Below are 1,190 nucleotides of genomic sequence, written 5' to 3' on the forward strand. Positions count from 1 at the left end.
ATCAAAAAATTCAATATATCCTTCAAAATATACAAAAAAAGACAATTTCATTTCGAAAATTGCCTATATACAATAAAAAGCCTATGTCCTTACGAAAAGGTATAGGCTTTTGTCAACAATCTGAAGAGAATTATATTAAATTCTCTTTCAATTTAGATAAGTTTATTTTTCACTTCTATCTTTGACTCGAAATAACATTTTGAAAACCGAGAACGCTGTAAAGTTTCATTTAATGGTTCTAATTCAAAAGTATCATTTCTTCGATACACATAATTTGATAACTCTACTTCATCCATAACTTGAAGGTTTTGAATTTTATACCAAGTTTTTCTTTCCTCATCTGAAAATATTTTAGGCGAATGTCTTTTTACTTCATCTTTATTTTCAGGAATAAATGGAGTTTTTGAACAAAGAACTTCTCCAACAACATCTGCTTTAATGTATTTTTTTTCCGTTCCTTGTTTAAAAAAGAAAACAATCATAGATATTCTATCTGTAAGTCGTGAATCCTGACTTACATTAGTAGAATAATAGACCCAATCATTTATTTCTTTTTCTTTCTCAAAATGTAAATTTAAAACTGTAGCAGGGTCAATCCCATTTTGATTATCAATAGATAAACGCAACGCAATCCCATGTATTTGATTTGTTAGCATATTGCTCCCACCTTTCTTGATTTCATCATACAACAAACAGTCATAACAGTCAAGATAGTCAAATATTTTTTTATTCTCTGCCAATAGTTTTATGCGTTCAATTTTAAAAGATATAATGATGTTTTTAAAAAGGTTGTTTCTCTATAAGATGATATAGTCTTGTTTATATCTTGTTTACAGAGTGCCGAATGATCAGTGTTTATCGACTCAAATTGAATTTAATATCCCCATGGAACAGATTTAATATCCCCTCATAACAGACGATTGGTATATTTATATCCCTATTAAATTTGACAAAGGGATAAAAAAAGTCAGAAGAAAATTCTGACTTATACGAATTCAACACAAAATTGTGGACTTACATGAATTTGAAAGTTTATATCTATTTATTTTTTTGTACAAAATTCTGAAGCATCTGCACTAAGTGTGGGTAGAAATCATCTAAGCTCATAAGATAGTTTGATTTCATAGTATAACCGGGAACATACGATCATGATCATATCGATAAGATTCTGTATATTCCTGAATCCATAT

General features: G+C 28.6%; 1 protein-coding gene. It reads right to left on the reverse strand.

Going from position 1 to position 1,190, the window contains the following annotated elements; translation table 11 throughout:
* Positions 1-152: 152 nt before the first annotated feature.
* Positions 153-656: a hypothetical protein gene (locus NE665_RS23730; protein WP_142691794.1), complete on the reverse strand. Its 504-nt coding sequence runs from the start codon at positions 654-656 to the stop codon at positions 153-155.
* Positions 657-1,190 lie beyond the last annotated feature (534 nt).

The organism is Clostridium sp. DFI.1.208, from assembly GCF_024463855.1.
In the GTDB taxonomy this organism is placed as follows: Bacteria; Bacillota_I; Bacilli_A; order Erysipelotrichales; family Erysipelotrichaceae; genus Clostridium_AQ.

Coding starts and splice junctions, on each gene's coding strand:
- NE665_RS23730 (WP_142691794.1), bottom strand. CDS start 656: ATGCTAACAAATCAAATACATGGGATTGCGTTGCGTTTATCTATTGAT.